This window comes from Acidiplasma aeolicum (assembly GCF_001402945.1).
In the GTDB taxonomy this organism is placed as follows: Archaea; Thermoplasmatota; Thermoplasmata; order Thermoplasmatales; family Thermoplasmataceae; genus Acidiplasma; species Acidiplasma aeolicum.
Map to the genome: position 1 here is coordinate 1 of NZ_LKBG01000008.1, position 5,483 is coordinate 5,483.

A 5,483-nucleotide genomic window follows, 5' to 3' on the forward strand; every position below is an offset into this window, starting at 1 on the left:
TGGTTCTGTACTTGCCATCGGCGAGGGTTTTGCCACAGCTGCAATGTTTAAAATTAAAATATGAGCATATATTCAGGGAGTTGCTGTTAACATACTCATTATTTAGGAAATCTCCATAATTATATATTTTAAGTCCACTGATTTTTACAAATAAATAAATTAGGAACACAAAAATATAAGATCTTTTTTTAAACCCTGCCGATTTAAAAAATTTCTTAAAGAGTTTATAATTTGATACACCATAGCCTCTAATTAGATCAATATTATTATGAAGAATTCTTTTTAAATATTTTAATCCTGAAGCATAGCGTCTTTCCCGTTTAATTGCGTGCTGGTTATTTGCTATTTTATTATATTCTGGAACCTTATAAACAATGTATCCATTTTTTAAGAACCTTGCCATCCTTTCAAAATCCTCACCGTAATTAAGGTCTCTCCATGGAACGCTGAAATTAACCCGTTTTCTGCAAATAAAATTAAATGCAACAGAATTATCATCAATATTTATAAGGAAACTGTTAAAAAGACTTATAAATTTATCATTGTAAATTGTATCCAGGTCAACTTGCATAAAAATATCCATATCATCCGATTCATTATATGCCATTTCCATGGCAAGCTGTCTTCCCATCCCCCTGGAGCATTTGACCCTCCTAATTTCAATATCATAAATATTTTTAAGTCTTATAAGTATTTCATAAGTATTATCTGTTGAAAAATTATCAACTATCAAAAATTTTTTCCTGCATTTAATTTTATCAAGAGATTTTAAGGAACTTTCAACAATGGATGCATTATTAAATACAGTTCCATAGATATAGAGCATGAACATAAATAAATGATTATTATTTTAAAATTCTGTAATACTAAAAAAATATAGTTATTTATTTATATTTGCAGCGGTATAGGTTTCAACGTTTTTTTCAAGGGAATTCTTATTTGTTTCTGGTGCCATAATGATTGCTATTATCAGCCCAAAAACTGAAAATCCGGCAAATATTGACAATGAATGGAATACAGGAAATAATGGAAATAGGACAATACCCATTATGGCACCAACTCTTGACACTGCTGTTGCAATGCCCTGTATGGTTGACCTAACAGTAGTATCAAATAATTCTGTGGGATAAAATAATGTTACAGCCCCAACCCACTGCTCAAATAGTACAAATATGAAAAAGAAGGGTACTGTATAAAGGCCTGAAATTTTAATGATGCTCCCAAGAATTAAAAGCAATGACATTATGAAAAAACCTGAAATTGTAAGGAATCTTCTTCCAAGCCGGTCTGCAAGTGGCATTGCTATTATATATCCCATTATGCCACCAATTGATATCAGCATGCTTGCCTCTGCTATTGATCTAAACTGATGCTTAAATCCCAGTGTGCTGAATATTACCGGATAATAAAATCCTATGCCATATGCAGCAACATCAAATATAAACCATGCAAGTATTACAAAAATAAAGGTTTTGCCGTATTTTGTTTTTATTTTATATTCCGAATTTTTAAGATTATCCGATCTGCCGGCTATTTCAATCTCAGAATATTCCGCATCCTCTATTTTTCCGTGAGATGCCAGCCACCTTGGTGATTCAGGTACACTTAGCCTTAATAGTATTATTGGCACTGCCATTAATCCACCCAGAATAAATGTATATCTCCAGAAATCGTAGTAAATTACGAAGAAGTAATTGGCGGCTGCTGAAACAAATGCCCCAACCCAGTACATTCCAACCATTGTTATTAGAAGCTTTCCCCTGGTTTTTTTTGGTGAAAATTCAGACATCATTGTGGAGCTTATTGGATAATCACCCCCAATGCCGAATCCCATAAGAAGCCTTGATAAAAACAACTCAATAAAATTTGTTGAGAGCCCCGCTGTAATTGCAAATAATACAAAGAATATAAGGTCTATGCCAAATATCTTTTTTCTTCCAATACGGTCTGATAAAATGCCTAGCAGCGGTGCACCAGCCAGCATTCCGGCAAAGGATGATATGTCTATTAGTATGTACTCAAGTTCACTGAGATGAAGCTGTGCCGGTAAAACAAGGGCAGCCATGGTAATTATGGACAGGTCATAACCGTCAAGAAACAGACCTGTGGATGCCAGGGCAAATAATTTAATTCCATTCTTATTAATCCTCGAATTGTCGATTGCATCAAAAACCATTCTCACACCTCCAAATTTTTAAATCCATACGAGGATTTAAAGTACAAAAAAGCCCTTAATTATATATTAAACGTAATTTTTAATCATATATAAAATTAAGTGCCTGGAAAAAAATGAAAATTAAGCAATTGACGATAAATTTTAGAGATCATATGGCAATAAAAAATGCCTAAAATAAGGCCTGCCTAAAATATTTTTTATAAATAATTATCATAAATCTGGAATCAAACCAAATATCCCTGAATTTTTGTATAAAATTTTAATTATTTTACGACAAAATAAAATATTATGTTTATAAAAAGTCAAATTTTGTAATATAAACAGCTGGAAAGGTTTATTATACCAAAATATTTATTCTGCCATGAATTCTGAAAGAAGTTTAAAACCGGATCAGGTGGGATTGTGGCACGATATTTTCCAGAGTTTCAGCCATGTTGCCCCGGCCGCAGAGGTTGCAATACTTATAACAGGAACCGCACTGGTTGCAGAGGGCAGCACACCGCTGGTTTTTTTGCTCGCACCATTAATAGTGCTCTTATGGTTAAACACAAATTATCAGTTTTCTGGTAAAATCTCCAGCTCCGGCGGATATTCTGCATTTTCCAGGGCAGGTCTTGGCAAAACGGCCGGCGATTTAACTGGATGGTTGTTCTTCTTTAATGAGTTCTTGACATATACCGGATTTGCTCTTTTATCATTTGCCGCATTTATTTTTCTAATATCCCCAAAAATTTCGTCAATTACATATATATGGATACCAATTATGCTAATACCCCTAATATTTACAACTGTATTTGTTTATCGTGGTGTGAGAGTCTCATTAAATTATGCTGTGTACACGGGAATTATTGAGACACTTGTTTTGACCATAGGTGCAATAATTATAATAATAAAGGTTGGTACTGGAAACACATTAACCGTGTTCACAGCAAAACCTGTGGGAAATGATTTTTCTATTATAGGTCTTGGATTATTATTTGGTCTTTATTCATACGGTGGCAGCGGGTCTGTTATTGCCCTTGGTGAGGAATCCAGGGAGCCTAAAAGATTGATTAAAAAGGCAATTCTATATGGATGGCTAATTGTTGTTATCCCACTGGCGCTTAATGCATATGCACTAACTGTTGGGTGGGGATTAAATAATATATCATCCTTTGGGTCATCGCCTGATCCAGGCCTTATAGAATATTTTACATTTCTGGGGCCCTTTGGTGGATGGCTATTTGCCGCAATAGTATTAAACAGTTTTCTTGATTTTGGCATAGCCATTAATAATTCTTTAACAAGGATGCTCTATTATTTATCCAGGGATAGCAATATATTACCATCATATCTAAGTGAAACGCATAAAAAATATGGTACGCCTTATAAGGCAATACTTACAACTGCAGTTTTTTCATTTATTATTGCACTTATTTCTGGATTAATATTTGGACCATTTGTAGGTGCACTGGTCATAGAGGGCGCGGCATCAATAGCATTCATGTTACAGCATGCAATAGCAACATTGAGCCTTCCTGTATACACCAAAAGGGAGAAGGAATTCCATATATTTGCTGATTTAATTATTCCGGCAATAGCAATAATATTTATTGGATTTGCAATATTCAGCACTGTATATCCTGTTCCTGCATTTCCATTAAACCTTCCTGCATATATGGTTGGTGTATGGATTTTAATTGGCCTTATATTAATAATAATACTTAAAAAATTTTCATCCCAGAAAATTGAAAAGGTTGCAGAGGTTAAATAAAAAAAATTATTAATTAAAAAAATCAAAAGATTATTTTTATTTATTTTTAAAAATTACTGTGAATCCTCAGCCTCCATATTAAATCTATCATAGTCATTCTGTTTTTCAGACAATTGAACCCTGTCTGGTCTAATGTAATATATGACAATATACAATAAAAGTCCAATAAACGATCCAAAGAGTGCCTTTGGGAAATAGGCAAATATGTAGTCATAGGGGCCTATTCCAAATATGGCTATCACAGTGCCTATAGATGCTGGTATAAGGGCTCCAAATTTAATATTATTTTTTATATTTCTTGGTATTTTATAATAGTCACCTATTCTTGTTGTATGCCTTAAATTTTTGAACCAGTCAAAAATGAGTATGAATGTAAATGGAAATATAATTGCCTCGAGAATGTCTATGAATCCGGATATACGGGCGAGGATGCCCTCTATGGCCAGTATTATACCACCAATGCCAAGGAGCAGTGTTGCGACAGGCTGTGCCCATTTTTCATGCACACTCTTACCAAATAATGGCTGTATTGATGTTAATAAATCAGCAGTTGCGGGATAAAGATTCATTGCATTTGGGTGTATCAATGATAATGCCAGAAGAATGGCTGCGATGATTATTATAATTCTGTCTATTCCGGATACACCGGGAAAAGATAGTACTGCAATATTCCATCCACTTCCAGGATTTAAACTATTGCCAAAAAATCCAACAATGCCCATCAGCAAAACAGGTAGCATAATTCCCAGGGGGCTCGCAACAAAATATCCAGCCCTTGTTTTTTTGTTTTCTCTACCAGAAAATGGCCTGCCAAATCTTGATTGTGTCGATATCTTATATGTCCATGCAAGTATCGAAAATCCCAGTAGAAAATCCAGCGCACCTCCCCATGTATACTTACCGATAGGATTTAAAAGATTAGAAACATTGATTGTATACGTTGTGAATAGAAAATATGTTAAAATACCAAAGCTAATTACAAGAAGCGGTGCTGTGTACCTAAAGAAATATTCAAGCCATTTTGCACCAAGAAGTACCAGTAATATCTGTATTGCCCCCATAATAATGTACCAGTATAAAATTGGAGAATGTGTAAGGCTGCTTAATATTACGGCACCAACACTATCATTAAGGCCAAAATAACCAAGATTTAAAAATGTGAATATTAGTGAATATGCTCCAGAGGTCATATACCCGTAGGTCTTTCTTGCAACAACAAGAGATGGTACCGGTATCTGCCGGCCCATATCTGAGATCAAACCCGCAGGTATGAGTCCTATAAGAAGGGCAATAACAATTGCAATAATTGCATAAATAAGGCCCATATTATATAATTCCTTACCAGCAATTGGAACAAGTGCGGCACCACTTGCCATTGCCCAAAATATAAAAAATTTCCACGGTGACATATTTCTCTCATTTTTTGGTATGGGATTTACACCTATTACCTCAAAACCATCCTCAACCACTGTATTATCAGAATGTTTTGGCATAAAATCCATAGTAAGCCAAAATATTTAAGCATAGATTATTTTTAAATATTATAATAATATT

The 5,483-nt window shown here is 34.3% G+C and carries 4 protein-coding genes; 1 reads left to right on the forward strand and 3 read right to left on the reverse strand.

Features of this window, described 5'->3' with window-relative positions; all coding sequences use genetic code 11:
- Together AOG54_RS00565 and AOG54_RS00570 are read right to left on the reverse strand one after the other, a co-directional pair.
- Positions 1-826 (reverse strand): glycosyltransferase family A protein (locus tag AOG54_RS00565; protein WP_162200835.1); only part of this gene is annotated, 826 nt, incomplete at its 3' end.
- Positions 827-880: 54 nt separating this feature from the next.
- Positions 881-2,176 carry an MFS transporter gene (locus AOG54_RS00570; protein ID WP_055032261.1) on the reverse strand — a complete coding sequence of 432 codons (1,296 nt, stop codon included), beginning with the start codon at positions 2,174-2,176 and terminating at the stop codon, positions 881-883.
- A 361-nt stretch (positions 2,177-2,537) separates the two neighbouring features.
- Here AOG54_RS00570 and AOG54_RS00575 point away from each other — a divergent pair, with 361 nt between their 5' ends.
- Positions 2,538-3,929: an APC family permease gene (locus tag AOG54_RS00575; protein ID WP_055032262.1), complete on the forward strand. Its 1,392-nt coding sequence runs from the start codon at positions 2,538-2,540 to the stop codon at positions 3,927-3,929.
- Positions 3,930-3,982: 53 nt separating this feature from the next.
- On the opposite strand, the gene AOG54_RS00580 is transcribed toward AOG54_RS00575, so the two are convergent.
- The gene (locus tag AOG54_RS00580) at positions 3,983-5,422 is read right to left on the reverse strand and encodes a cytosine permease (RefSeq protein WP_162200836.1); all 1,440 of its coding nucleotides are present in this window, start codon (positions 5,420-5,422) and stop codon (positions 3,983-3,985) included.
- Positions 5,423-5,483: the final 61 nt, after the last annotated feature.

Bases quoted from the DNA above. Each gene is read 5' to 3' on its own strand.
- AOG54_RS00580 (WP_162200836.1), bottom strand. From the start codon at position 5,422: ATGCCAAAACATTCTGATAATACAGTGGTTGAGGATGGTTTTGAGGTA.
- AOG54_RS00570 (WP_055032261.1), bottom strand. From the start codon at position 2,176: ATGGTTTTTGATGCAATCGACAATTCGAGGATTAATAAGAATGGAATT.
- AOG54_RS00575 (WP_055032262.1), top strand. From the start codon at position 2,538: ATGAATTCTGAAAGAAGTTTAAAACCGGATCAGGTGGGATTGTGGCAC.